Origin of the sequence: Streptomyces sp. SDT5-1 (genome assembly GCF_052245995.1) — a bacterium.
Taxonomy (GTDB): Bacteria; Actinomycetota; Actinomycetes; order Streptomycetales; family Streptomycetaceae; genus Streptomyces.
Window position 1 is genome coordinate 6,675,224 of sequence record NZ_CM125963.1, and the last position, 22,442, is coordinate 6,697,665.

At 68.6% G+C, this 22,442-nt stretch carries 24 protein-coding genes; 19 read left to right on the forward strand and 5 right to left on the reverse strand.

The genetic code is table 11. The features are described 5' to 3' along the window. The first annotated feature begins 96 nt into the window (after positions 1 to 96). Together ACTWJ8_RS30635 and ACTWJ8_RS30640 are read left to right on the forward strand one after the other, a co-directional pair. Positions 97 to 228 carry a hypothetical protein gene (locus ACTWJ8_RS30635; RefSeq protein ID WP_443260850.1) on the forward strand — a complete coding sequence of 44 codons (132 nt, stop codon included), beginning with the start codon at positions 97 to 99 and terminating at the stop codon, positions 226 to 228. Between the two features lie 217 nt (positions 229 to 445). After that, positions 446 to 1,264, forward strand: a complete 819-nt coding sequence (locus ACTWJ8_RS30640; protein ID WP_443260851.1) for an RNA polymerase sigma factor SigF — start codon at positions 446 to 448, stop codon at positions 1,262 to 1,264. 39 nt (positions 1,265 to 1,303) lie between these two features. Here the strand turns inward: ACTWJ8_RS30640 and ACTWJ8_RS30645 are convergent, their stop codons facing one another. Continuing rightward, a complete protein-coding gene (locus tag ACTWJ8_RS30645; protein ID WP_443260852.1) occupies positions 1,304 to 2,434 on the reverse strand; it encodes a PAS domain-containing protein in 1,131 nt (376 codons plus the stop codon). 75 nt (positions 2,435 to 2,509) lie between these two features. Here ACTWJ8_RS30645 and ACTWJ8_RS30650 point away from each other — a divergent pair, with 75 nt between their 5' ends. The 3 genes from ACTWJ8_RS30650 (at position 2,510) to ACTWJ8_RS30660 (ending at position 5,750) form a co-directional block, all read left to right on the forward strand. Beyond that, positions 2,510 to 3,274 (forward strand): ANTAR domain-containing response regulator, encoded by a 765-nt coding sequence (locus tag ACTWJ8_RS30650; RefSeq protein WP_443260853.1) that lies wholly within the window; start codon positions 2,510 to 2,512, stop codon positions 3,272 to 3,274. Positions 3,275 to 3,384: 110 nt separating this feature from the next. Beyond that, a complete protein-coding gene (locus tag ACTWJ8_RS30655; RefSeq protein ID WP_443260854.1) occupies positions 3,385 to 4,677 on the forward strand; it encodes an aminotransferase class I/II-fold pyridoxal phosphate-dependent enzyme in 1,293 nt (430 codons plus the stop codon). Further along, on the forward strand, positions 4,674 to 5,750 hold the full coding sequence (locus ACTWJ8_RS30660) for an MBL fold metallo-hydrolase (RefSeq protein WP_443260855.1): 1,077 nt from the start codon (positions 4,674 to 4,676) through the stop codon (positions 5,748 to 5,750). Before ACTWJ8_RS30655 ends, ACTWJ8_RS30660 begins: the two co-directional genes overlap by 4 nt. Here the strand turns inward: ACTWJ8_RS30660 and ACTWJ8_RS30665 are convergent. Together ACTWJ8_RS30665 and ACTWJ8_RS30670 are read right to left on the reverse strand one after the other, a co-directional pair. After that, on the reverse strand, positions 5,747 to 6,382 hold the full coding sequence (locus ACTWJ8_RS30665; protein ID WP_443260856.1) for a DedA family protein: 636 nt from the start codon (positions 6,380 to 6,382) through the stop codon (positions 5,747 to 5,749). The genes ACTWJ8_RS30660 and ACTWJ8_RS30665 overlap by 4 nt on opposite strands. A 31-nt stretch (positions 6,383 to 6,413) precedes the next feature. Next, positions 6,414 to 7,187, reverse strand: coding sequence for an MBL fold metallo-hydrolase (locus ACTWJ8_RS30670; protein ID WP_443260857.1), 774 nt, complete (start codon positions 7,185 to 7,187; stop codon positions 6,414 to 6,416). An 89-nt stretch (positions 7,188 to 7,276) separates the two neighbouring features. On the opposite strand from ACTWJ8_RS30670, the gene ACTWJ8_RS30675 reads away from it, so the two are divergent. The 3 genes from ACTWJ8_RS30675 to ACTWJ8_RS30685 all read left to right on the forward strand — a co-directional run bounded on the left by ACTWJ8_RS30675 (position 7,277) and on the right by ACTWJ8_RS30685 (position 11,486). Further along, a complete protein-coding gene (locus ACTWJ8_RS30675) occupies positions 7,277 to 7,702 on the forward strand; it encodes a hypothetical protein (RefSeq protein WP_356379441.1) in 426 nt (141 codons plus the stop codon). Between the two features lie 133 nt (positions 7,703 to 7,835). After that, positions 7,836 to 10,004 (forward strand): alkaline phosphatase family protein, encoded by a 2,169-nt coding sequence (locus ACTWJ8_RS30680; protein ID WP_356379444.1) that lies wholly within the window; start codon positions 7,836 to 7,838, stop codon positions 10,002 to 10,004. A gap of 90 nt (positions 10,005 to 10,094) precedes the next feature. Further along, on the forward strand, positions 10,095 to 11,486 hold the full coding sequence (locus ACTWJ8_RS30685) for an amino acid permease (RefSeq protein WP_443260858.1): 1,392 nt from the start codon (positions 10,095 to 10,097) through the stop codon (positions 11,484 to 11,486). Positions 11,487 to 11,500: 14 nt separating this feature from the next. On the opposite strand, the gene ACTWJ8_RS30690 is transcribed toward ACTWJ8_RS30685, so the two are convergent. Then, positions 11,501 to 13,129, reverse strand: coding sequence for a DUF6345 domain-containing protein (locus ACTWJ8_RS30690; RefSeq protein WP_443260859.1), 1,629 nt, complete (start codon positions 13,127 to 13,129; stop codon positions 11,501 to 11,503). A gap of 242 nt (positions 13,130 to 13,371) precedes the next feature. Between ACTWJ8_RS30690 and ACTWJ8_RS30695 the strand changes: the two genes are divergently transcribed. Then, complete coding sequence (locus ACTWJ8_RS30695; RefSeq protein WP_443260860.1) at positions 13,372 to 13,797, forward strand: OsmC family protein; 426 nt, start codon at positions 13,372 to 13,374, stop codon at positions 13,795 to 13,797. A 316-nt stretch (positions 13,798 to 14,113) separates the two neighbouring features. Continuing rightward, positions 14,114 to 14,947 (forward strand): tyrosine-type recombinase/integrase, encoded by an 834-nt coding sequence (locus ACTWJ8_RS30700; RefSeq protein ID WP_443260861.1) that lies wholly within the window; start codon positions 14,114 to 14,116, stop codon positions 14,945 to 14,947. A gap of 54 nt (positions 14,948 to 15,001) precedes the next feature. Here the strand turns inward: ACTWJ8_RS30700 and ACTWJ8_RS30705 are convergent, their stop codons facing one another. Then, positions 15,002 to 15,526, reverse strand: a complete 525-nt coding sequence (locus ACTWJ8_RS30705) for an HNH endonuclease (protein ID WP_443260862.1) — start codon at positions 15,524 to 15,526, stop codon at positions 15,002 to 15,004. Positions 15,527 to 16,105: 579 nt separating this feature from the next. On the opposite strand from ACTWJ8_RS30705, the gene ACTWJ8_RS30710 reads away from it, so the two are divergent. From ACTWJ8_RS30710 to ACTWJ8_RS30750, 9 genes are all read left to right on the forward strand, one after another. Beyond that, entirely contained in the window at positions 16,106 to 16,402 is a 297-nt protein-coding gene (locus tag ACTWJ8_RS30710) for an HNH endonuclease (protein ID WP_443260863.1), read from the forward strand. A 235-nt stretch (positions 16,403 to 16,637) separates the two neighbouring features. Continuing rightward, positions 16,638 to 16,823, forward strand: a complete 186-nt coding sequence (locus ACTWJ8_RS30715; protein ID WP_443260865.1) for a ribbon-helix-helix protein, CopG family — start codon at positions 16,638 to 16,640, stop codon at positions 16,821 to 16,823. Continuing rightward, a complete protein-coding gene (locus ACTWJ8_RS30720) occupies positions 16,823 to 18,880 on the forward strand; it encodes an AAA family ATPase (protein WP_443260866.1) in 2,058 nt (685 codons plus the stop codon). Before ACTWJ8_RS30715 ends, ACTWJ8_RS30720 begins: the two co-directional genes overlap by 1 nt. Before the next feature lie 5 nt (positions 18,881 to 18,885). After that, positions 18,886 to 19,191 (forward strand): hypothetical protein, encoded by a 306-nt coding sequence (locus tag ACTWJ8_RS30725; RefSeq protein WP_443260867.1) that lies wholly within the window; start codon positions 18,886 to 18,888, stop codon positions 19,189 to 19,191. An 893-nt stretch (positions 19,192 to 20,084) separates the two neighbouring features. After that, positions 20,085 to 20,465 carry a hypothetical protein gene (locus tag ACTWJ8_RS30730; RefSeq protein WP_443260868.1) on the forward strand — a complete coding sequence of 127 codons (381 nt, stop codon included), beginning with the start codon at positions 20,085 to 20,087 and terminating at the stop codon, positions 20,463 to 20,465. Continuing rightward, complete coding sequence (locus ACTWJ8_RS30735; RefSeq protein WP_443260869.1) at positions 20,465 to 20,755, forward strand: hypothetical protein; 291 nt, start codon at positions 20,465 to 20,467, stop codon at positions 20,753 to 20,755. Before ACTWJ8_RS30730 ends, ACTWJ8_RS30735 begins: the two co-directional genes overlap by 1 nt. Then, positions 20,752 to 21,099: a hypothetical protein gene (locus ACTWJ8_RS30740; RefSeq protein WP_443260870.1), complete on the forward strand. Its 348-nt coding sequence runs from the start codon at positions 20,752 to 20,754 to the stop codon at positions 21,097 to 21,099. The genes ACTWJ8_RS30735 and ACTWJ8_RS30740 overlap by 4 nt, the downstream gene beginning before the upstream one ends. Next, a complete protein-coding gene (locus tag ACTWJ8_RS30745; RefSeq protein ID WP_443260871.1) occupies positions 21,096 to 22,013 on the forward strand; it encodes a hypothetical protein in 918 nt (305 codons plus the stop codon). The genes ACTWJ8_RS30740 and ACTWJ8_RS30745 overlap by 4 nt, the downstream gene beginning before the upstream one ends. Next, positions 22,010 to 22,315 carry a hypothetical protein gene (locus ACTWJ8_RS30750; RefSeq protein ID WP_443260872.1) on the forward strand — a complete coding sequence of 102 codons (306 nt, stop codon included), beginning with the start codon at positions 22,010 to 22,012 and terminating at the stop codon, positions 22,313 to 22,315. Before ACTWJ8_RS30745 ends, ACTWJ8_RS30750 begins: the two co-directional genes overlap by 4 nt. The last annotated feature ends 127 nt before the right edge of the window (positions 22,316 to 22,442 follow it).

The window sequence follows — 22,442 nt, forward strand, 5'->3', positions numbered from 1 at the left end:
CCGCTTCGCGGTGACACCTGGTGGTTTGCACCGCGGGACGGGGGGACCCGTGGCGGAGCGTTCCTCCCTGGGGGCGACTGGCTGGAAGGACAGGTCATGGAGCTGCTGACGGTCCTGATCCCCGCGGGCATGCTGGGCCTGGTGCTGGTCCTCGGACGTTACGAGGAGTGGTTGCTGCCCCGGCCGGAAGAAGTGGAATCCCGCGAACGTGCGGGACGGGCCCGTTGAGTGCACGCTGGAAACAAGCCGCGTGTTTGCGGCGATGCCCCAGGGGCAGGCGAAGGACAGTGCTTCGGACAGGAGGCACGTCCGTGGGAGGGATACGACCTCGCGTCGTATCCAGTGGATCCGCAGGATCGCCCCGGGTGTGTCCGACTGTTTTGCGGGCGCGACTCCCACGGTGACCACCGAAACCAAGGCACCCTTCCAGGGAGTTGCGATCCAGATGCGTACGCGTACCAGCGCACCCCAGAACCCGGTGAAGCCCGGTGGACGCCACCCGCACGACGACGCCCCCGACACCGCTGAGGCCTTCGCCCAGCTTTCCGACATGCCGGACGGACCCGAGCGCGACGAACTGCGCCAAGAGGTCGTCGAGGCATGGCTGCCGATGGCCGACCGACTGGCCGGCCGCTTCCGCAACCGTGGCGAGTCCTACGAGGACCTTCGCCAGGTGGCGGCATTGGGCCTGGTCAAGGCGGTGGACCGATACGACCCGGAGCGCGGCAACGCCTTCGAGAGCTACGCCGTGCCCACCGTGACCGGTGAGATCAAGCGGCACTTCCGCGACCACATGTGGACGCTGCACGTGCCGCGTCGCGTGCAGGATCTGCGCAACCGGGTCCGGTTCGCGCAGCACGAACTCTCCCAGACGATCTCGGGGCGCGCCCCGACCCTCACGGAGATCGCCGAGCACGCGAACATGACCGAGGAAGAGGCCCGTACGGGCCTGGAGGCGCTCGAGAGCTTCACCGCGCTCTCCCTCGACGCGGAGCTGCCCGGCAGCGAGGACGGCTACTCGCTGTCCGACGCCCTGGGCGACGCCGACCCGGCGCTCGACGTCGTCGTCGACCGCGAGGCCGTCAAGCCGCGCATAGCGGAACTCCCCGAGCGGGAACGGGAGATCCTCTACATGCGGTTCTTCGGCGACATGACCCAGAGCCGGATCGCCGAGCGGCTCGGCATCTCGCAGATGCACGTGTCCCGGCTGATCAGCCGCTGCTGCGACAGGCTGCGCGACCAGGTCCTCTCGGACGCCGCGTAGCCGGGGGTGCGACGTCCGGCATCGCGGCCTACGACGCCTCTATTTCCTTATGGCCAGCGCTATGTGACGGGCCATCATGTCCAGTGTCTTCGCCTCCGCCATCGAGAAGGCGAGCCGGCCCGCGGACCGGAACAGGGTGAGCACACCCTGGACCGGTTCGCCGGGCTCCGGGATCAGCGGCACGCACAGCAGAGACGTGACGTCGGCGCGCACGAGCACCGGCGCCCCCGACGCGTCCTCGCCCAAAGCCCGCAGGTCCTCCGGGCGCACGAGGAGCGTGGGGGCGCCGCCGCGGGCCGCCTCGACGACGAGCGGGCTGTCGGCGGGGTCCTGCGCGGCGATGTCCCGCACCACCGCGTCGTCCGCGCCGAGCACCGCCGTGCGCTCCAGACGGGCCGCCCCCTTGTCGGCGACGACCCAGTCGGCGAACCGGCCGTGCAGCACGTGCGCGGCGCGCCGCAGCAGCTCGTCCGGATCGCCCACGGGCCCGCCGAGCAGCTCCCGCGTCATCGCGTCCAGCAGGTCGGTGAGCGCGGCGTGCCGGGTGGTCTCGGCGAGGTCGGGCACCGGCGCGCTGGGGCGAGCCGCCGCGGCGCCGACCTGCGCGTCGTCGGCGGGCTGCAGCACCGCGAGGACCGTGGTGCGCGGCTCGTTGCCCGGCCGCAGGCCCGTCAGGACGGCGCGGACGGGGGAGCGCGGGTTCTGCTGGAGGTGCACGGTGAGCCCGCGGTCGCCCTCGCCCCTGGCCACGGCGGCCACCTGCGAGCGGAACGCGGCCCGGTCGGCGTGCGCCAGGAACCCGGTCATCGGGCGGCCCGTCGCGTATCCGGCGCGTACGCCCGTGAAGGTCGTCGCCGCGAAGTTCAGACGGCGTACGACGGCCTCGCGGTCCACGAGCGCGACCGGCAGCGGAAGGCGCTGGAAGACGGCGCGCAGCAGCTGCTGCTCATGCTTGTCGGCCGCCGCGTTCCGGCTCCCGTTCCCGCCGGTGGCGGGCTCGGCCGCCCGGGGCCGCGGCCACAGCGCCGTGGCCACGTGGTCGAGTTCGAAGAGCGCGGCGTCCAGGACGGCGGGCAGCTCGTCCGGCGACACCGAGCGCGCCGCCTTCAGCTCCGCCACACGGCGCACGAAGTCCGCGAGCTCTTCATCGAATTCCTCCGTCTGCGCCATGCTGAGAACGTATCCCGTACCGCGGTTTTCGGGAGCCGGGTGCGGGAAGCCGACCGCCAAGGAGGCTTGAACCCGATGCGACAGTACGTGCCGGCCGAGCAGGGCGAGGACCCGGCCCATGTCGGACCGGAATCGCCCGCGCCGGGTCAACCTGACCGCCGGGTGCCGGAGTCGGGCCTGCCCGCCCGGCGCCTCTCCGAACTCGCCGAGGAAGCCGTCCGCTGCACCGCCGAGTGCTGCGGCGCCGTCGCCACGGCGAGCGACGGAAGCGACGAGCGGCCCACCGCGGTGACCCACCCGGACCTCGCCGCCCTCGTCACCGTGCAGGACCGCTCGGGCGACGGGCCGATACCGGCCGCCGAGCGGGGCGGATGCCCCGTCGACGCCCGTGACCTGCTGAACGATCGGCGCTGGCCCGACTACCGCGCGCTCGCCCTCGACTCCGGCGTGCGCTCCAGCGTCACCATCCCGTTCCGCAGCGGCGATCTCACGGTCACGCTCAGTCTCTACAGCTTCCGCCCCGGCTCCCTCGGCGACGCCCCGCACGGCCCGGTCCGCGCGCTCGGCGACCTCGCGGCGAGCTGCCTCGTGCGCGACCGCTCCTACCAGGCCGCCCTCACCGAGGTCGACCAGCTGGGCTCGGCGCTGTGCTCCCGGCCCGTGGTCGACCAGGCCTGCGGCATCGTCATGCACGTACTGGGCTGCGGCCCCGACGACGCGTTCACCGTGCTGCGCCGAATATCGCAGCGCACCAACCGCAAACTGGCGGACGTCGCCTCCGCCGTCGTCCAGCGGCGCGGACGCGGCCTGGAGCGCGAGTTCACCGCCCTTGCGGACTGAACCACTCCGCCCCGTCCGCGCGCGACCGCTCACCCGTCCGGGCCACGCCGCGCGCGGACGACCGCCGGGATGTGACGCTGGTAGGGCAACCTCACCCGCTCGGAGGCAGCATGCGGCAGTCGGAACCCACGGCCCCGACCCCCGGACCCGCCAGGGCACAGGCCCCTGAGGGGCGTGGCCCCGTGCGGTACGGGCCGCCGCTGCCCGAGCCGGGCCTGCCGGTGCTGCCCGAGCTCGCCGCCGTCGCGGCGGGGGCGGCGGGGCGGGCCGCGTCGGAGCCGCCCGGGGGTCCTCCCGCCCTGCTCGAAGCGGCGTGCGGCTACTGGCGGCGCCGCGGCCTCGACGCCGAACGCGAGCAGCTCGGCGCCGCGCCCGGCGCCGCCCCGCTGCTGCTCGCCCTCACCGCCGCGCTCGGCGGCGACGTCCTGGTGCCGCGTCCCTGCTCGGCGTGGTGGGTGCCGCAGGCCCGGCTGCTGGGCCGCGCCGTGTTCCACGTGCCGACGCCGGCCGAGTGCGGCGGCGTCCCGGACTCCTCCGCGTTCCTGGAGACGGTCCGCCGGGTCAGGGCCGAGGGCGGCGACCCGCGGCTCCTCGTGCTGTCCGTGGCCGACGACCCCACCGCGACCGTGCCGCCGCCCGAGATGCTGCACGAGGCCGTGGAGGCGGCAGCCGCCGAGGGCCTGCACGTGGTCAGCGACGAGACCTGGCGGGACACCGTGCACCCGGGCGCCGACCCGGTGCTCTTCAGCCCCGCCGAGATGTACCCGCGCGACGTCACCGTCCTCACCGACCTCGTCGGACCGTTCCTGCCGCCCTCGCTGCCCGCCGCCTGCGCCCGCTTCCCCGCCACCGAGCGGGGCGCCCGGCTGCGGGCCCGCGTCCTCGACGTCCTCACCGCGACGGGCGCGCTGCTCCCCGCGCCGGTCGCGGCGGCGGCCACGTACGTCCTGAACGAGAACGAGGACGTCACCGAGCGCCGCACCGCGGGTGTCGCGCTGCACGCGCGGGTGGCGCAGGCGCTGCACGGCGCCGTGCTCGCGGCGGGCGGCCTCGCCAGACCGCCGTGCGCGGGCCGGCACCTCTACATGGACCTGGAGGAGCTGCGGCCGCCGCTCGCCGCGCTCGGCGTCAGCGACTCCCAGGACCTGGAGGACTTCCTCGGCGAACGGCTCGGCATGCCGGTCCCCGGCGGCCACCGCTTCGGCGACGAACAGGGCGCGCTGCGGGCGCGCCTTTCGACGGGACCGTTCCTCGGGTCAACCCCCGAGGAACGCAGGGCGTCTCTCACCTCACCGGCGCCCTTGGAATTGCCGCACGTGGCACGGGTGTTGACGATGGTGGGATCGACGCTCCGCGCCATCGGCGGGGAACCGGCGGACGAGGGATGGGAGACCGAGCGATGACGCAAGCGTCCGAGGCACCGTCTGCCGAGGAGACCGCGGAGCGGCCCGACGCCACCGCGGCCCGGCCTCCCCTCGTCGAGCCGCGACCGCTCGGCGGGGGAGAGGACGGCGTCGCGGACGTGCCGCGCCGGTGGCCCAAAACGTTCGCCCACCGGCTGACGGCGCCGCTTCCGGGGCTGCGGGCCTTCGCCAGATTCGCCCGCGAGGGCGCGCTGCGGCCGCCCGCCGACACCCTCGCCGACATCCCGAAGCTGCCCTACGCACCGGAGCCGCTGCCCCGCGTCGATGCCCGCACCGCGGCCGTCACCTGGGTCGGGCACGCCAGCTGGGTCGTCCGCATCGGCGGCCTCACCGTCCTCACCGACCCCGTCTGGTCCCGCAAGATCCTCGGCACCCCGGCCCGCGTCACCCCCGCCGGTGTCGCCTGGAGCGCGCTGCCGCCCGTCGACGCCGTCGTCATCAGCCACAACCACTACGACCACCTGGACTGGCCGACCGTCAAAAGACTCCCGCGCGACACCCCGGTCCTGGTGCCGGCCGGCCTCGCGCGCTGGTTCACGCGGCGCGGCTTCACCCGGGTCACCGAACTGGACTGGTGGGAGGCCGTCGAGCTGAAGGGCGTCCGCTTCGACTTCGTGCCCGCCCACCACTGGTCCAAGCGCAGCCTCGTCGACACCTGCCGCACCCTGTGGGGCGGCTGGGTCCTCACCGACTCCGAAGGACAGCGCATCTACTTCGCCGGCGACACCGGCTACGGCCACTGGTTCTCACAGATCGGCCGCCGCTACCCCGGCATCGACCTCGCGCTGCTGCCCATCGGCGCGTACGACCCGCGCTGGTGGCTCAAGGACGTGCACTGCGACCCCGAGGAGGCGGTCCGCGCGGCCCAGGACGTGGGCGCGCGCCGGATGGCCCCGATGCACTGGGCGACGTTCCTGCTCTCGGCCGAACCGGTCCTCGAACCGCTCACCCGCCTCCGTACGGCCTGGGAGAAGGCGGGCCTGCCGCGCGCCTCCCTGTGGGACCTGCCGGTCGGCGGCTCCCGCGTCCTCACGCCGGCGGGCGCCGACTAGGTCGCGTGCCGGCTGTCCGACTCCCGGCCGCGCGCCTTGCGCCACAGGCTCGGGGCCGCGCTGATCAGGACGGTCAGGGCGATCGCCGCGACGACGCCCTGCCACGGCTCGGGGAAGAGGGAGCCGCCGAGGATGCCGATGACCTGGTACGTCGCCGCCCACGCCAGGCACGCGGGCAGGTTGCCGCGGGCGAACCGGCGCAGCGGCATCTTCGCCAGCAGACACGCCAGCATCACCGGGATCCGCCCCGCCGGCACCAGACGGGAGAGCACCAGCACCGTCACGCCGTGATCGGCGAGCTTGTCCTGGGCCTGCGCGAGCCGCTCCTCGGGCGCCCGCGACCGGATCGCCTCCAGCCACCGCGACCCGTTCTTCGACCTCATGCCGCGCCGCCCCAGCCAGTACAGGACGATGTCGCCGAGGAACGCGGCGAGTGCCGCCACCACGAACACGAAGAGCAGCGACAGCGGCTCGCTGTGGTGGAACGCGACGACCGCCGCCGAACTCACCAGCGCGCCCGTCGGGATCACGGGGACGAGCGCCCCGAAGAACACCAGCAGGAACAACGACGGGTAGCCGACGGCCTGTTGGGTCGTCTCGGGCGTCACCTGGCTCGCGGCGGACAGCATCATCGGCCCGCTCCCGTCCGCCGACGGGCGCGGCTCATCCGGCCACCTCGGGCCGTACGCTCTCGCCCTGCGTCAGCCGGTGCACCACCACGCCGGGCGCCCGCAGCGCCGCCTGCCGGACGAACTCGTCGCCCGGCGCGTGGAACTCGTGCGGCCGCACCGCGTCCATGCCGATCGGCCAGTACGTCCCGTAGTGCACGGGCACCGCGCTGCGCGGCGCGATCCGGGCCAGCGCCTCGGCGGCCCGGCCCGCGTCCAGATGCCCGGAGCCGAGGTACGGGCCCCAGCCGCCCACCGGGAGCAGCGCGATGTCCACCTCGCCCACGGCCTCCGCCATCCCGTCGAAGAGCCCGGTGTCGCCCGCGAAGTACGTCCGGGCCTCGCCGCTCACCACGTAGCCGAGCGCGGGCGTGGTGTGCGGCCCGACGGGGAGCCTGCGTCCGTCGTGCTCGGCGCGGACCGCCTCGATCGCGACCCGCCCCACCTCGACGCGCTCGCCCGCCTCCACCTCGATGATGTCCAGCGTGCCGAGCCTGCGCAGGCCCGGCACCGCGCGCGGGGCGCCCTTCGGCACCAGCACCCGGGTGCCCGGGGCGAGGCGGCCGAGCGAGGGCACGTGCAGATGGTCGGCGTGCAGGTGGGAGACGAGGACGACGTCCGCCTCGGCCGCGCGCGGCGGCGGGGGCGCGCCGCGCCGACGGCGCAGATGGGCGAGGCGCCGTGCGAAGAGCGGATCCGTCAGAACACGTGTGCCCGTGTCCTCGACGGTGCAGGTGGCATGACCCCACCAGGTGATCTCCACCGGCACGCGCTCCTCCTTGTGCTCCTTCGGGCGACTCCCTTGAGCCTACGTGCAGGAGTAGGGTCGACGCCGAAAGCTGTGGTGAGGGGGGACGCATGGGGGCATCCGAGGGGAGCGGCGCGGCCGTGCGGGTCGCGGCGATCGCCAGCCTGATCCCGCTGGAGGAGCTGGACGCCGACCCCTTCCTGGTCGATTCGCGCAGCCAGCACGCCATGTGCGCGCGCTGGGCCGCCGAGCGCGGCTACGTGATCACCCGCGAGCTCCTGGTCCACTCCGTCCGCCCCGACCACGAGGTGCTGTGGGCGGACGTCGACGCGGGCCAGGTCGACGTGTTCGTCGCGCCCTGCGAGCGGGTCCTGAAGGCGGCCCTGCGCTCGGTCGACGCGTTCGCCGCGGAGTGCGAGCGGCGCGGCATCCGCCTCGAGACGGCGGGCCTCGCGGAGCCGTCGTACGACGCGCAGATGAAGGCGAGGGTCCATCGCCGCTTGTCGATGCCGACGGCGGGTTACGACGGCTGCTGAAGCCCCACCCCTCTCGAGCCCCGCCGGCGATTGAGGCGCGGGGTCAGGGGCGGAGCCCCGTGGCCGTAACAACGGGTGGCGTCAAAAGGTGTGAAACCCTGACCACACGTGACCAACTGAGGGGAGCCGAATCGTGGCCGGAGGCCGGTGGTGGAGGCGGGCCGGGAGCACCGCCTGGCGCTCGGTCACCGTCTGGGCGGCCTGCACGGTCACCATGATGGTGCTCGCGGGGCTCCTGCCCGACTTCAAACTGACGTCCGACGACGGCGACAGCATGACCCGCGTGGCGATCACCGCCGCCCTCGGCGCCGCCGCCTTCGCCCTGCTCTCGGCCCTGGTCTGGCCCCTCCTCGTCCGCGCCCTGCTCCTCGTACCGGCGCTGGTCCTCGGCCTCGTCGTGTTCTTCCTCAACGGCGTCCTGCTGCTCGTCGCGCTGCACCTCATCCCGGACGGCAGGGGCGAGGCGGGCCCGGAGACCGCGGTCGTCGTGGCCGCGGTGATGTCGGCCGTGGCCTCCGCGGTCGGCGGCGCGCTCGCCGTCAGGGACGACGACGCCTACCGCAGACGCCTGTACCGCCTCGCCGACCGCAGACGCCGCAGAGGCGCCGACGACACCGCGGGCTGCCCGCCCACCCCCGGCACCGTCTTCATCCAGCTCGACGGCGTCGGCCACGAGGTCCTGCGCGCCGCCGCCCGCGACGACGTGATGCCGACGATCGGCTCCTGGCTGAGCGACGGCAGCCACCGCCTCACCCCCTGGCGCACCGACTGGTCGAGCCAGACGGGCGCCAGCCAGCTCGGCATCCTGCACGGCTCGAACCACGACGTCCCCGCCTTCCGCTGGTACGAGAAGGACACCGGCGAGACCCAGGTGTCGAACCGGCCCACCAGCGCCGCCGAGCTCCAGCGCCGTGCCGTCGCGCACACCGGCGACGGCGGCCTGCTCACCGTCGACGGCGCGAGCCGCGGCAACCTGTTCAGCGGCGGAGCAGGACAGGTCGCGCTCGTCCTCTCGGTGGCCGCGCGGCGCGGCAAGGAGAACCGCTCGCGCGCCGGCTACTTCGCGTACTTCTCCGACCCTGCGAACGCCGTGCGCACCGCCCTGTCCTTCTTCGCCGAGGTCGGCCGCGAGATCGGCCAGTCGACCCGGTCCCGCATCCGCAAGGAGCGGCCGCGGATCGGGCGCGGCGGCCTGTACCCGTTCATCCGCGCCTTCGCCACGGTCGTCGAGCGGGACGTCGTCGTCGCGGCCGTCATCGGCGACATGCTCGCGGGCCGCAGCGCCGTCTACGCCGACCTCGTGGCGTACGACGAGGTGGCGCACCACTCCGGACCGTTCGGCCGCGACGCCCGCAAGGTGCTCGAACGGCTCGACCGTTCGCTCGCGCTCCTCGTCAAGGTCGCCGAGCACGCCCCGCGCCCGTACCGCATCGTCGTCCTGTCCGACCACGGCCAGAGCCCCGGCGAGACCTTCCGCGGCCGCTACGGGCTCACCCTCCAGGACCTCGTCCGAGCCGGCTGCGGGCTGCCCGTGTCCCGCAAGGCGGGCCGCACCCGCAGCGGCGCCGAGGCCCGCGCCGCCGTGCGCGCCGCGCTGCACCGCCCCGTCGAGGAGGCCGCCGGAAAGGGCAAGCACAGCGAGCCGATCGTGCTGGCCTCCGGCAACCTCGGCCTCGTCTCGTTCCCCGACGTGCCGCACCGCATGACCCGCGAGGAGATCGACGCCCGCAACCCCGCCCTCCTGCCGACCCTCGCCAACCATCCCGGCATCGGCTTCCTCCTCGTCCGCAGCGAGGAGCACGGCGCGGTCGTGCTCGGGGCGCAGGGCGCCGAGGTGCCGCTCGCCGACCTGGCCGACGGGCAGGGCCCGCTCGCCGACTTCGGCCCCGGCGCCGCCGACGCCGTGCGCCGCACCGACTCCTTCCCGCACACCGCCGACATCATGGTCAACTCCATGTACGACCCCGTGGACGGTGAGGTCCACGCGTTCGAGGAGCAGATCGGCTCGCACGGCGGCCTCGGCGGCGCCCAGAGCCGCCCCTTCCTGCTCTCCCCGAAGGAGCTGTCCGCGCCGGTCCCCGAGGGAGAGACGCTGGTCGGCGCCGAGCAGGTGCACCGGGTGCTGCGCCGCTGGCTGACCGAGGGCCACGGGCCGCAGATCCCGATGGAGGTGAGCCCGCTGCCCCTGGACCCACCTGCGAAGACGCCCCTCGGACGGCCCGTGGAGAATTCCCTCCGACGCGAGCCCGGCGGTGCATCATTTGCGGCCACGCCCCCCGAGCCGCAGGACAATTCCGCCTGATTTGGAGCGGGGCGCCGGCCCACCGGAGCATGGGTCGGTCATCCGGCGATCCCGCGGTGGCATCAGCACGATCGAGAGGCACTTCCCCCCATGCTCGACACCGGGGCCGCCCCCGCGCCCGAGACGACACCGGCATCCGCACCGGCCGAGGACGCGCACCAGGACAGCAAGCACGCCCGCAGGTTCGGCCTGCCCGTCGCCACCGCCCTGGTCATGGGCAACATCATCGGCGGCGGCATCTTCCTCCTGCCGGCCTCCGTGGCCCCGTACGGCACGATCTCGCTCGTCGCCTTCGGCGTCCTGACCGTCGGCGCCATCGCGCTCGCGCTCGTCTTCGGGCGGCTCGCCAGGCGGCACCCGCAGACCGGCGGCCCCTACGTCTACGCCCGTGAGGCCTTCGGCGACTTCGCCGGGTTCCTCGCCGCGTGGAGCTACTGGATCACCTCGTGGGTGTCGAACGCGGCGCTCGCCGTCGCCGCCGTCGGCTACCTCGACGTACTGCTGCCGATCCACGCCTCGAAGTTCTGGACGATCGTCGCGGCGCTCGCCTGCCAGTGGCTGCCCGCCCTCGCCAACCTCGCGGGCACCCGCTACGTCGGCGCCGTCCAGCTGATCTCCACGGTCCTGAAGTTCGCGCCGCTCGTGCTCGTCGCGATCGGCGGCCTGTTCTTCTTCGACGTCGACAACCTCGGCCCGTTCCAGGGCAACGGGGACTCCGCCGTCGGCGCTGTCTCGGCCTCCGCCGCGATCCTGCTCTTCAGCTACCTGGGCGTCGAGTCCGCCTCCATGAGCGCGGGCGAGGTCCGTGACCCGGAGCGCAACGTCGGCCGCGCCACCGTCCTCGGCACGGTGCTCGCCGCGCTCGTCTACCTGCTGTGCACGGTCTCCGTCTTCGGCACGGTCGCCCACGACAAGCTGGTGGACTCCACCGCGCCGCTGACCGACTCCGTCAACGTGATGTTCGGCGGCACCTGGGGCGGCACCGCCGTCGCCATCGCCGCGGTCGTCTCCATCCTGGGCGCGCTCAACGGCTGGACGCTGCTGTCCGCGCAGGCCCCCTACGCGCCCGCCAAGGACGGCCTCTTCCCGGCCGCGTTCGCCCGCAAGAAGCGCGGCGTCCCGACGTTCGGCGTCCTCGTCTGCGTCGTCCTCGCCTCGCTCCTGACGCTCTACAACTACCTCGCCGGTTCCGGCGGCGTCTTCGAGTCCCTGGTGCTCATCACGACGTTCACGGCGACCGTCCCCTACCTCCTCGCGACCGCCGCGCAGATCTACTTCCTGCTGTCGGGCCAGGGCCACCGGGTGAGCAAGGGCCGCCTCGCGCGCGACATGGTCCTCTCGCTCGCCGCGTTCGGCTTCTCCATGTGGCTGGTCGGCGGCGCCGGCTACGCGGCCGTCTACCAGGGCGTGATCTTCCTGTTCGTCGGCGTCCTCGTCTACGCCTGGATGGCGGCCCGCAAGAAGCGGACCGCCACCGACTGACCTGGACGGGTCCGTCACCTGGCAAGCGGCGCGTTCACCCAGCGCAGCTTCTTGAACATGCCGTCCCGCGAGCCGATCTCGATCAGCTTGCGGGCCGCCGGGTACGCCTCGTTGCCCTCGATCTCGTAGCCGACCTCGAGGGAACCGGGGACGTCCCTGACCTCCAGCTGCTCCTCGATCTCGGCTGCCGACCGCTCACTGTCCGCGGCCATCGCCGTCAGATGGCTGATGCGCCGCTGCTGCGCCTCGTCGAGCGCCTGCCGCGGATCACGCGAGCCGGGCGAGGCCAGTGCCTGCTGACCCTGGCCCGAAGGCGGCGCCACCGCGGACGCGGGCGTGCGCGTCTCGCCGGTGGGGCGGCGCGTCGACAGGGTCGCCTGGACGACCGTGCCGTCGTTGTCGAGCGCGACCCGGAACTCGCCGCGGCCCGGCGTGATCACCGGTACGCCGTCGAAGGCCTGCCGGAACGTGACGTGCGTCTGGAGCGACACCGGCTCACCGATCTGCGAGCCGTCCTTCTTGCCGCTGTTCTGCATCAGGTCGTGCACGCCGTCCACGACCAGTTCGGCGCCGTCCGCGTGCTCCTCGGCGAACCGCCGCGCGATCTCCACCGCGCGGTCGGTCGGCAGCTGCCGCGTGTTGCGGTGGTTGGCCTCGGCGAGCTTCACCCAGCGCACCGCCTGCGGCGCCGTCGACACGTACCGGTCGCCCGAGCTCGCGCTCAGCACGCCCTGCCGCTCGACCTGCACCTCCTGCAGCGCCGCCGCCGGGAAGTGCGCCAGCTCGCCGAGCCCGGCCAGCTCCTCGCTCGGGTCACGGGGCGCGAGCTGCACGATCTGCGGCGTCTGCGGCGCCTGCGTCAGCGGATCGCGCAGGCCCTCCCGCGCGTAGTACCAGCGCCACGCGTACCAGTTGTCCGGCACGTGCTCGCGGTAGAAGTTGCGCTCGGAGTTCAGCCGGTTCTGCGCCTCGGCCTGGGTCGATCCGGTCGCGCACACCGACGGGGCCTGACCGTGGTAGATGTCCCAGCTCGCGTTGAGCCACGCGTCGCAGAACGTCTGGCCCGCCCGCCACTTCTCCCAGAACTTCTTGCCGTAGTCGCCGCTGTCGATGCTCGTCGTCTCGAACCCGAAGATCATCCGGGAGCCGAGGTTCGGTCCCGCCCAGGTGCGGACGGGGGAGTGCCCGTCGAGGACGCGCAGCGAGTTGCACGTCGACCAGAACACGTAGTTGGCCTTCTCGTTGCCGAACGCCATCCGGTTGGAGATCGCGTCCGAGCGGTTGTCCCACTTGGCGCCGAGCGGCGCGAAGAACACCCCGTTGCCGTCCATGCCGCCGTGCCCCGAGTGGTACACGGCGACCACGGCGTCCACGCCGTAGCGGTCCTGCCAGTTGTCGTAGGTCTCCTCGTACGCCCACACCTGGACGCCGCTGTCGGCGAACCAGAAGTTGCGGTCGTAGAACTGCTGGAGGTACGCGAGCCAGCCGGTCGCGTCCTCGTGCGTGTGGGAGAGCGGATTCTGGTTGACGAACTTCTGGATGCTGAACGCGCCCCACCAGCCGAACGTCGAGTCCCGGTCGGTCGCGCCCGGCTTCCCGGTCTCCAGCGGCGACGGACCCCGGTCCGCGTAAATCATGCGCATGATCTGACCCCCTGCGATACCCCCTGGGCCCCCCTGGCCGGGGGGCCTCAAAGTGTCACCGCGAGGCCCACTTGCCCAGCGCGCTTTCCAGCCAACGACGAGCCCCTCCGGCGATTGAGGAGCGGGGCCCGGGGCAGAGCCCCGAATCCGCAACCACGCCTCCCGCAAACAAGACTCGCCACCCCGGATGTGGTCGGATGGAACAGCACACGTACACCCACAAACCCGGAAAGGACCCCCCCGTGGCAACGACCCGCTCCGCCCACACCGTGTGGGAAGGCAACCTGTTCGAGGGCAACGGCACCGTCACCTTCGACTCGTCCGGCATCGGGCAGCAGCCGGTGTCCTGGCCGTCCCGCGCGGAGGAGGCGAACGGCAAGACCAGCCCCGAGGAGCTGATCGCCGCCGCGCACTCCTCCTGCTTCTCCATGGCGCTCTCCAACGGCCTGACCGGCGCCGGCACCCCGCCCACCAAGCTGGTCACCTCCGCGGACGTGACGTTCCAGCCGGGCGAGGGCATCACCGGCATCCATCTCACGGTCGAGGGCACCGTGGACGGCCTCGACGAGCAGGCCTTCCAGGCGGCCGCCGAGGACGCCAAGAAGAACTGCCCGGTGAGCCAGGCCCTGACCGGCACGACGATCACCCTCACCGCGAAGCTCGGCTGACCAGGGAAAACCTCGTTCACAGGGTGGGTTGATCACCTCCAAACAGGGAGCTAGGCAAGCTGCCCGACAGACAGTGGCTTGCCTAGCGACCGGACTGGGATACCCCGTGAACGAGCTGAGAAGCCCTCTGCGGACCGCAACGCACCGCGCCCCTATAAGGCCCCTGACGCTGCGGCCCGAGACGGCACAAAGCGACCCATGGAATCAGGCCAGAGCAGCCCAAGTAGACGAGCTGGTCGTGTACTTGAGCACGGCGGTCAACTCAAAGGGGCGACCGTACGCCCCTCGTACCATCACGGCGTACCGTGACGCTGCCGTGTCCTTCAACACCTGGCTGACGCTGGAGGAACGGCACGTAGGTGACTTCACGACCATCACCACGGACGTGCTGAACAGGTACTTCCTGTGGTACCTGAAGACTCACTCAGGACCGGCGGCGACAAACACCAGGCAACGCAACCTCCACCCGTTGTTCTTGTACCTAGTTGAGGACTACGGGCACCCGGACCCCTACTCCGGGCCGTTCCGCTGGTACTCCGGAGAGAGCAGCACCCCGAAGACCCTCAGTCCGGAGTTCATCTCCGCGATGCTGGCTGCCACAGGTGGCGGGTCCGCTCAGATCAGGGACTTCCAGACCGTGCGGGATCACGCCATCGTCCGTGTCCTCACAGAGGGGTTGCGGGCTGAAGAACTGCTCTCGCTGACTGTCAACTCAGTGGACCTTCCCCGAGGGGTTGTCACAGTGGTGCCACTCAAGGAAGCCCGAGCAACCGGTACAGGGCGCATCGTGCCAATCCAGCCCCCAACCGTGCAGGCGGTTCGCCGCTACCTCCGTGTCCGTCAAGGCCACAAGTATGCGGAGGTTGATTGGCTGTGGCTCGGTACCCGGAACCGGGGCCACCTGAAGTACAACGGCTTGTGGAGGCTGATCAAGCGTCTCGCAGAGGAGTGCGGATATGACCCCTCGCTGTGCTCTCCCCACGGGTTCCGGCACTCCTGGGCCTCCGATCTGATGGAAGCCGGTATCTCGGACGGAGACATAATGCAGGCGGCCGGTTGGAAGTCGAGCGACATGCTTCGCACGTACGGCCGGGACGTGGCCGGAGACCGCGCCATAGCGGCCATTCACCGGCTCGGAAGCCGGTACTAGCTCCGGACAGCAAAAAGCCCCTAGACGCCAATCTAGGGGCTTTGTTGTGCCGCCCTACTGCTGTCGGCGGCGTCGTACACGTTCTCGGAGACGGTTGTCACGATCTCTTTTGCACGTGCGGCAAGCACGGAATTGCCGGGCACCTCTTGAGTACGTGTAGGTGTTCTCGTCGCTATAGGCGTGCCCCCTAGGGCAGTGCACCTTTATCACCTGATGGTGCGTGCGGTGTCGCAAGCTGTCAGCCATATTCTCTGCATGAGACCCCCACCGTAGATTCCACAGGTGGTTGTTCACCTGGATTCCGTCTCCGTGTAGTACGCAGGGCTTGCCGTCCGGAGCGGGGCCGAGGAACACGAGAGCCACGAGCCGGTGTACTCGATAGCTGCACTGTTTTCCGTCCACACACAGCGTCACACGGGGGTACCCGTCGCTTCCGGGGGTGGTCGCAAGCCACCGACCCGATATATCAGACCACACGCGCCCATCATCTGTGATCTTGTATCCGGGTGCCCACGGTACCTTCTGCATTCGCAAAATCGTTTCCATGCACGAGATAACCCGTGGGTGCAGATACATCATGCGTTCCCCAGGATTGATTCTCCCGTCGGCATGATCGGCTCGCCCGCAAGGTCCACAGGAGGAAGAAGCCAGGCGAAAACGCGGTAACTGATTCGCGGAAGAGTGTTGCGGCAAGGCGCAAGCCCCACCAGGACCAAGTTCCAGACCAATTCCCTTAATGAAAATGATGTTCAATAGGGCTGGCCTGCACAAATGACCTTCCAGGGCCCATTTAAGTTACTTACCAGTAACAACCAAATTGACTCCGACACATTGTGCAGAAACCGGCCCGGATGGCTCCCCGAATGCGACCCCGTTCCTGTGACCGTTCCGCGTTCCCCACCTAGGGGTGGGGAACGCGCGGAACACGGGGCGTTCCGGAGCGTTCCGCGATTTTCCGGAACGCTATAAGTGCAGGTCACAGCGTTTTGCGGGTGTTCCTGATGATCTTGGGGAACGTTCCGGGAACGCTTTGCGGAACACCCCCTCGGGAACGCTCTCCGGAACACCTATCGCTACATAACGTCACAAGACGGACGCGCTCCGAAGTCGCCGGCCTCGGGCCGCATATCGTCTACGTTTCCGTCGTTATACGTCAGTATGAACACTGTTTTTGAGTCCAAGAAGGTTCCCGGTCTCCGGTGCAAGGTCACCGATACCGGTTTTGTCTACGGCCACAAGTACGGCTTCGACAGACCCGTGAAGGCCACCGTGCGCCCCGACGGGAGGCTGCGTGTAAACGTGCTCGCGATGGACGGCACGACGCGATACAAGGACGTCGACAAGCTTGTCTGTGAAGCATTCAATGGCCCGCCGCCGCGACCGCGAGCCCGTGTTATCCATCTGGACGGAGACCTCACGAACAATCGCGCATCGAACCTCGTGTGGGGCGATTGATGATCCGTGCGGAACGCTTATCGCTTTCCGATGATGTTCTGTGGGTATTACCGATGAGAGGGCAGTCCGGGCGAAACCCTGTCCGCCTGGGCTGCCCTATCGCGGCACTATCTCACGGGATTGCGGATAGCGCTCCGGGGTTGAATCTGTCCGTTTATCGAGCGTGTCCGAATTGCCCCGAGATATGTTAGAATATAACCAGAGGGTTGGATGTACTAAGAAAGGAAACATAGAAATGGCTAGAAATGCGCCGCGTGCGCTTGGTCGAAATCTGACGGAGACTCTCTCGGTCAAGCTCACGGAAGATATGAAGAAGCGCCTACTGGAAATATCCGAGGCCACTGACGTTACGGCCGGAGAGATAATCCGTAAGGCCCTCATTGCAGCTCTCCCGGAGCTGAAAGAGGGGTCTGACGGCTGATGAGTGAGAACAACAGCGGCGCCCCTTCCGGAACGGAAGAGACGCCTTATGAGAGGGCCGCAAACCCTGAGTCAATTATAACAAGCCACAAGCTTTACGAGACCGGTAACAGTGCTGCTGACGCGCTCCTGCACCTTCTGTGGGGCGGCCCGGAGTCCGAAGGTGCTTACGGCGCCATCATCCTTCCTGGTAAGCGCCTCAAAGACGGAACGCTGAACTTTGCGACCGGCACGCAGTTCGCCCAGATAACTCCGTCCGACGACAGTGACCCGCTCAGCTTCGATATCCCGGATGACGACACTGACGTCTACTTCTGTCCCGCACTGTTCAGCACGGATGAGAACCGCAGGCGAGGGAACATCAAAGGTTCCTACGCCCTGTGGATTGACTACGACCAGCCCACAACGCTGGACGCCATCCTGAACGAGACGCCAATGCAGCCGACGGCGGTAGTGGAGTCCAGCCCAGGGAAGTTCCACGCGTATTGGGTCCTTCACGAGTTCGTCTCCGATATCGAGCTGATCCAGCGCGCGAACTACGCGATCATGATCAACACCCCCGGATGCGCGGACGCCGATGAGTCGGGTTGGGATGCCGCGCAGGTGCTCCGCCTGCCCCTCGGGGTGAACTCCAAGAGCGGCTATACGGACGCTCACCGGCCCGCGATCCGCTTCATGGACGACGGGGCCGTCTACCCCCTGCAAGCCTTCCTGTCGCTCCCACACGAGCCCGTAGGGCCGTGGCAGCTCAACGTGAGTCACGTCGAGGTGGAGTGGGACGGGGAGATCCCCGAGGTTCCGGCCGGTCTCACCGGCCGGGCGCGCGACTACCTCACGGGGGAGTCGTCGAGCGGCGACCGGTCCAACGACTGTTACGCGGTCATCCGGGCGCTGGGGGAGCTGGGGACTGACCCCGGCGACATTGTGGGGCTGCTGTACGGAAGCCCTCTCGCCGCGCGGTACGGCAGCTCAGAGGGGCGCATCGTCCGGGACGTCGAGCGGGTCTTGGGCAAGGCGGAGCACGACGGGAGCGGGCCCGAGCCGGCGACCTCGCCTCACACCCCCACAGACGATGAAGTCGAGGCGCTGCTAGCCGAGTTGAAGACCATGGCTGATCTCGGCAACCAGCCTCCGACGGCATACGTCGTCAAGGGCTACCTGTACCGCGACACGCTCTCCCGCGCCTTCGGGGCCTCGGGCTCGATGAAATCGTTTCTGGTGCTGGATATAGCCATCCATGTTGCGAACAACATGCCCTGGAACGGCCACAGGGTGAATGGCGGCCCGGTCGTCTACATCGTGGCGGAGGGTTCGGCCGGTGTCGGCAAGCGCGGCTTGGCATGGGAGCAGTATCACGAGCGGGAGATCGGCCCGAATCTCCACATCTTGCCTAGGCCAGTACAGACCAAAGGCGATGAGTGGGACGTACTGATCAAGGTCTGTGAGCGAATACAGCCCGTGCTGATCGTGCTTGACACCCAAGCGCGGATCTCGGTTGGTATCGACGAGAACGACAACACGCAGATGGGCGAGATGGTGGCCCAGGTCGACAGGCTGAAAGCTGCAACTGGCGCGTGCGCCCTTCTTGTTCACCACTCGGGGAACAAGAACACGGACCGCTCTCGCGGAGCATCTTCTGTGAAGGGTGCCGTAGATACAGAGTTGTCGGTAGAACGTTCGGGCGGCAAGGCGCTGAACGAGACAGTCATCACCTTCGGGGTAGCGAAGCAGAAGGACGCCGAGGAACTTCCTGACTTCAAACTCAAGCCCGTACACGTGGTGTTGGACGGTCGATTTGATGACGACGGAGACCCGATCACGTCTGTGGTCCTGGTAGCCGAAGCTTCCGAGTTCACTACCGCCAACGTGATCGGAACGAAGGAGCACGCCATTAAGGCCCTGGATGAAGAGGGCGTGCCTGACAATGCGAGCAACCGAGCGGTCAAGGAAGCCCTAAAGAAGCTTGGTCTCCGTCTGGGCAACGAAAAGATCGCGGAAGTGGTCCGGATTCGTCAGGGCCGCCACGAGAGTAATGTGAATGACAACGAAACGGAGTGAACGCCATGTTTGGCAAGCAAGATAGGCAAGAAAAGCAGGCTGCGAAGAAGGTCGCGAAGGATCGCCAGCAGAGTGTCGACTACCTTTCGATAAAGATCATTAGGACGACGCTGATGGATGGTGGCGTGGCTGACTGCAAATTTGAAATCACGAACGGCTACGGCTACATCGTTAAGAGTGGTGTCTGGCCGGGCTACAACAGGACCCTGACGCACGCTAGGAAGGTCGCTGACAAGCTCCGGGCCAAGGCCGGGCTAGGGCCCTTGGACTACGCCGTACAGACCGTCAGTGTGGCTCGCACGGTGTCGTGATGGACCGCAGTCTGAACGCCCGCAGGAAGTACCCCGACGACTGCCCTGGCTGCGGCGGGTCGAGGATTCCCAACAAGCCGCCGGAGCGGGCTTCCGGAAAGACGCTTTACAACTGCTCCCGATGCCAGAAGCGTTGGGTCCGGTGGCTTCGCTGAGTGGCGTTGAGATGTGGGGTCCCCGTTTGCGGGACCACACTGAAAGGAGGCGGCGCCAACCGGGCGCCCCACTCGAAAGGTCTCCCTCATGGGTAGTTACCTGTCAGCATCCGAAGCTAGGCAAGCGCTCTGGCGTAGCTGCATTCAAGCGGCCGGGGCGATGCACGGCCCCAACGCGTCCGTGTCAGCGGTCATCACCACAGCCAAGTCCCTGTATTACCTGGCCGTGGATTCCGAGCTGTAAGAACGGCCCTAGAAGGCCCCGAGATTCGAAATCCGGGGCCTTCCTCATGTGAATTCGCAGGTCAAATGCAATTCATGCCAACATACCAGTGAGTATGCCCGGAGAGGGGTTTTATGCGCTATAATTAGAGTAGCGAATAAGTTAATCCAAGTTAAATTCTCGAATTCGAGGAGTGGAAATGCCCGGAGATCGGGACAAGATGAAAAGCTACGTGGGGGTTTCCGCGTACCTGACCAAGCAGCAGACAGACTTCCTGCACGCACTCGCAGACGCTCGGGGGATACCCACCTCGCAGATTTTCCGCGAGGCCATCGGCCACTTCATGAGGCAGTACGGCCACCAGGACTGAGCAACAACCCCACAGCAACACAAGCGCTGACACCGAGTCAGCGAGCCTTGATGGCAACTAACACCGACGGCCAGGAGCCGACGGAGAGACGAGGGCAGAAGAATGATCCACCACGAATTTTTTAGCGAGGTTCAAAATGAATTTTATGAAAATCAGCAAGAGCCCCACGATCTGGCCGGACGAGATAGCCCGGGTCGTGTACGAGGAAGACCCCGACAGGTACGTGGTCCCGGAAGAGTACGCCGAGGACGGTGTACCGCTCCCTGACCCCGCGACGTACAACCCATACCACGCCTTCCTTCAGGACCCGTTCCTCAGGGGATGGGACTTCACATATTTCCAGCAGTTCAAGCCCACCTCCCCCTGTGGCTGTGGCCGGGAGTTCGAGCGAGCCGACCAGTACGTCGACCACGCAGAGGACTGCCTCCAGGCCGACGGCAGTTACCGCAACGACCCCATGTACCGGGGCGTCTGGGCGCGCCGCCAGTACCTCGCGCAGAAGCTGCGCATCGAGGGGCGTGCCTGATGGACTTCGAACTCATCGATCCCAGCAAGCCCGAGGCGATCATGGGTCTGACGGACCTTCAGTCGGCCCACTTCTTCAAGCCCGTTCGTCCGTGCGACGACTGCGGAAAGCCCTTCGCGACAGCCCCGCTGTACTGGATGCACCTGGACACCTGCGCCGAGTTCCTTCGGAAGCCCGTCGCTGACGTCAGTGACGTCGAGATCGCGACCACCCGAGCCTGGCTCAACGACGTGATGGCCGGTCTCAACAAGCCCAACCTGCCTGACACCTTCCGGAGGACCGCAGCATGACCGACATTCGCCAACACCCCACGCTTGACCTGTCCATCGATGTGAACAACGGCGACCTGGCTTCAGGGCCGTATTTCTCGTTCTTCAATACGGACACGAAGCGGAAGTTCGTCCCGATCAACCATGTCCAGCACGACCTGGCGCGACTGGTCGTCGAGTGCTTCCTAGGGCGCGAGTTGAGCGCCGACGAGCACGTGCACCACATCAACGGGCAGACCGCCCACGACAGCATCGTGAACCTGGAAGTCCGGGACTATCCCGAACCTCTACCCCCTGTGGGGACAGTGCCGACCGCCTCGCGGGACTTCAAGTCCAGCCGGACCCTTGGAGTGTGGGCACGATGACCGAAGACCTGTTTGCAGACCTGCGGAAGAACGACCCCGAGCGCGAGGCCAAGGAAGCGGCTGTGGCAGCCGGTCGAAAGGCCAAGCTCGCCAAGGCTGAAGCGCTCGCCCAAGGCGACCTTGTGGCCGCCGCCATGGTTGAAGTCCAGCGCATCGACGCGGAGTTGAAGTCCGCGGAGGAAGCCGAAGGCGAGATGCTGTTCCGGCTGACGTCGGGGACTGGAGCCCCGGTCAGCCAGGACGCGTACGAGAAGGCTCGGAGGGACGTCCAGTTCCTCGCTCAGCAGCTCACAGGAGCCTGGGCCAAGGTCGAGCGAGCCAAGGACGAGATGCGCATCGCTGAGATGGAGCAACTCGCCGACGAGATAGCCGAGTTCGCCGACGACACCAACTCGCCGGCTCGGCGAGCGGCCAAGGCGTACAAGGCTGCTGCTGCCTCCCTTCGGGAAGCGCTCGACGCTGTGAACGAGCACAACGCGGCCGTGAACACCTTCAAGACCCGTGCGAGGGCGCTGGACGCGAAGGAAGCCCGAGGGTCCGCGTATCCGGATGAGCCTGTGGGACTCGACGGCAGCAAGCTGGTCTCTGGGCCCTACGAGCTGTCGTTGCTCGACAGCCACAAGCTCGCTGCCTACGCGGTGCTAAACGCCAGCACGGAGATCCGCACGGTGGACGCTTCAGGATTCCTCTGGAAGCTGAGCGGGCCTTACAAGGACGTCAACACCCTGGCGGCCACAGTCAGCGGGACGTGCAACCGGGACGTGCCGAATGCCGAGCAGTTCTACTACCGCACTGCCGAGGGGCACAGCGTCGCGTACAACGAGGAGCCGGGCCTGGTCGAGGTCGAGCGCCTGGGGCTGAAGAAGATCCCACATGACGACGTGTGGGACTGGGGTCGGAGGGTGAAGCGATGAGCGACGTCTACACCGACGATCTCGGCGACGACGAGACCGGCTACAAGGCCCCCGCCATCCCCGACGAGATCACGCAGGAGTGGCTACAGAACGCCTCTCCAACCGAGGTGATGCTCGCCGTACAGGCCGGGAAGGTCACGGGCGGCGGAATGTACGCCCGCCCTGTGGAGCCCACAGAGAAGCCGCTCAGGCCGTTCGCTCCCGCCGACGGCCCGACGATCACGCGAGACGACCTCAAGCGAATGAGTCCCGAGGACGTAGCCCGCGCGTACACGGAAGGTCTTCTGGACGACCTTCTGTGAGAGAACCAGCCTCCGTCTACTTTCCACCCTTTCTTGGGCGGAGGCTCAACTTCATTTAGCAACTCCCGCTGATTCGCGCCTCACACGCAGCTCTGGCCAGCTTCCGCGATCAGCACGCAGGGCGACC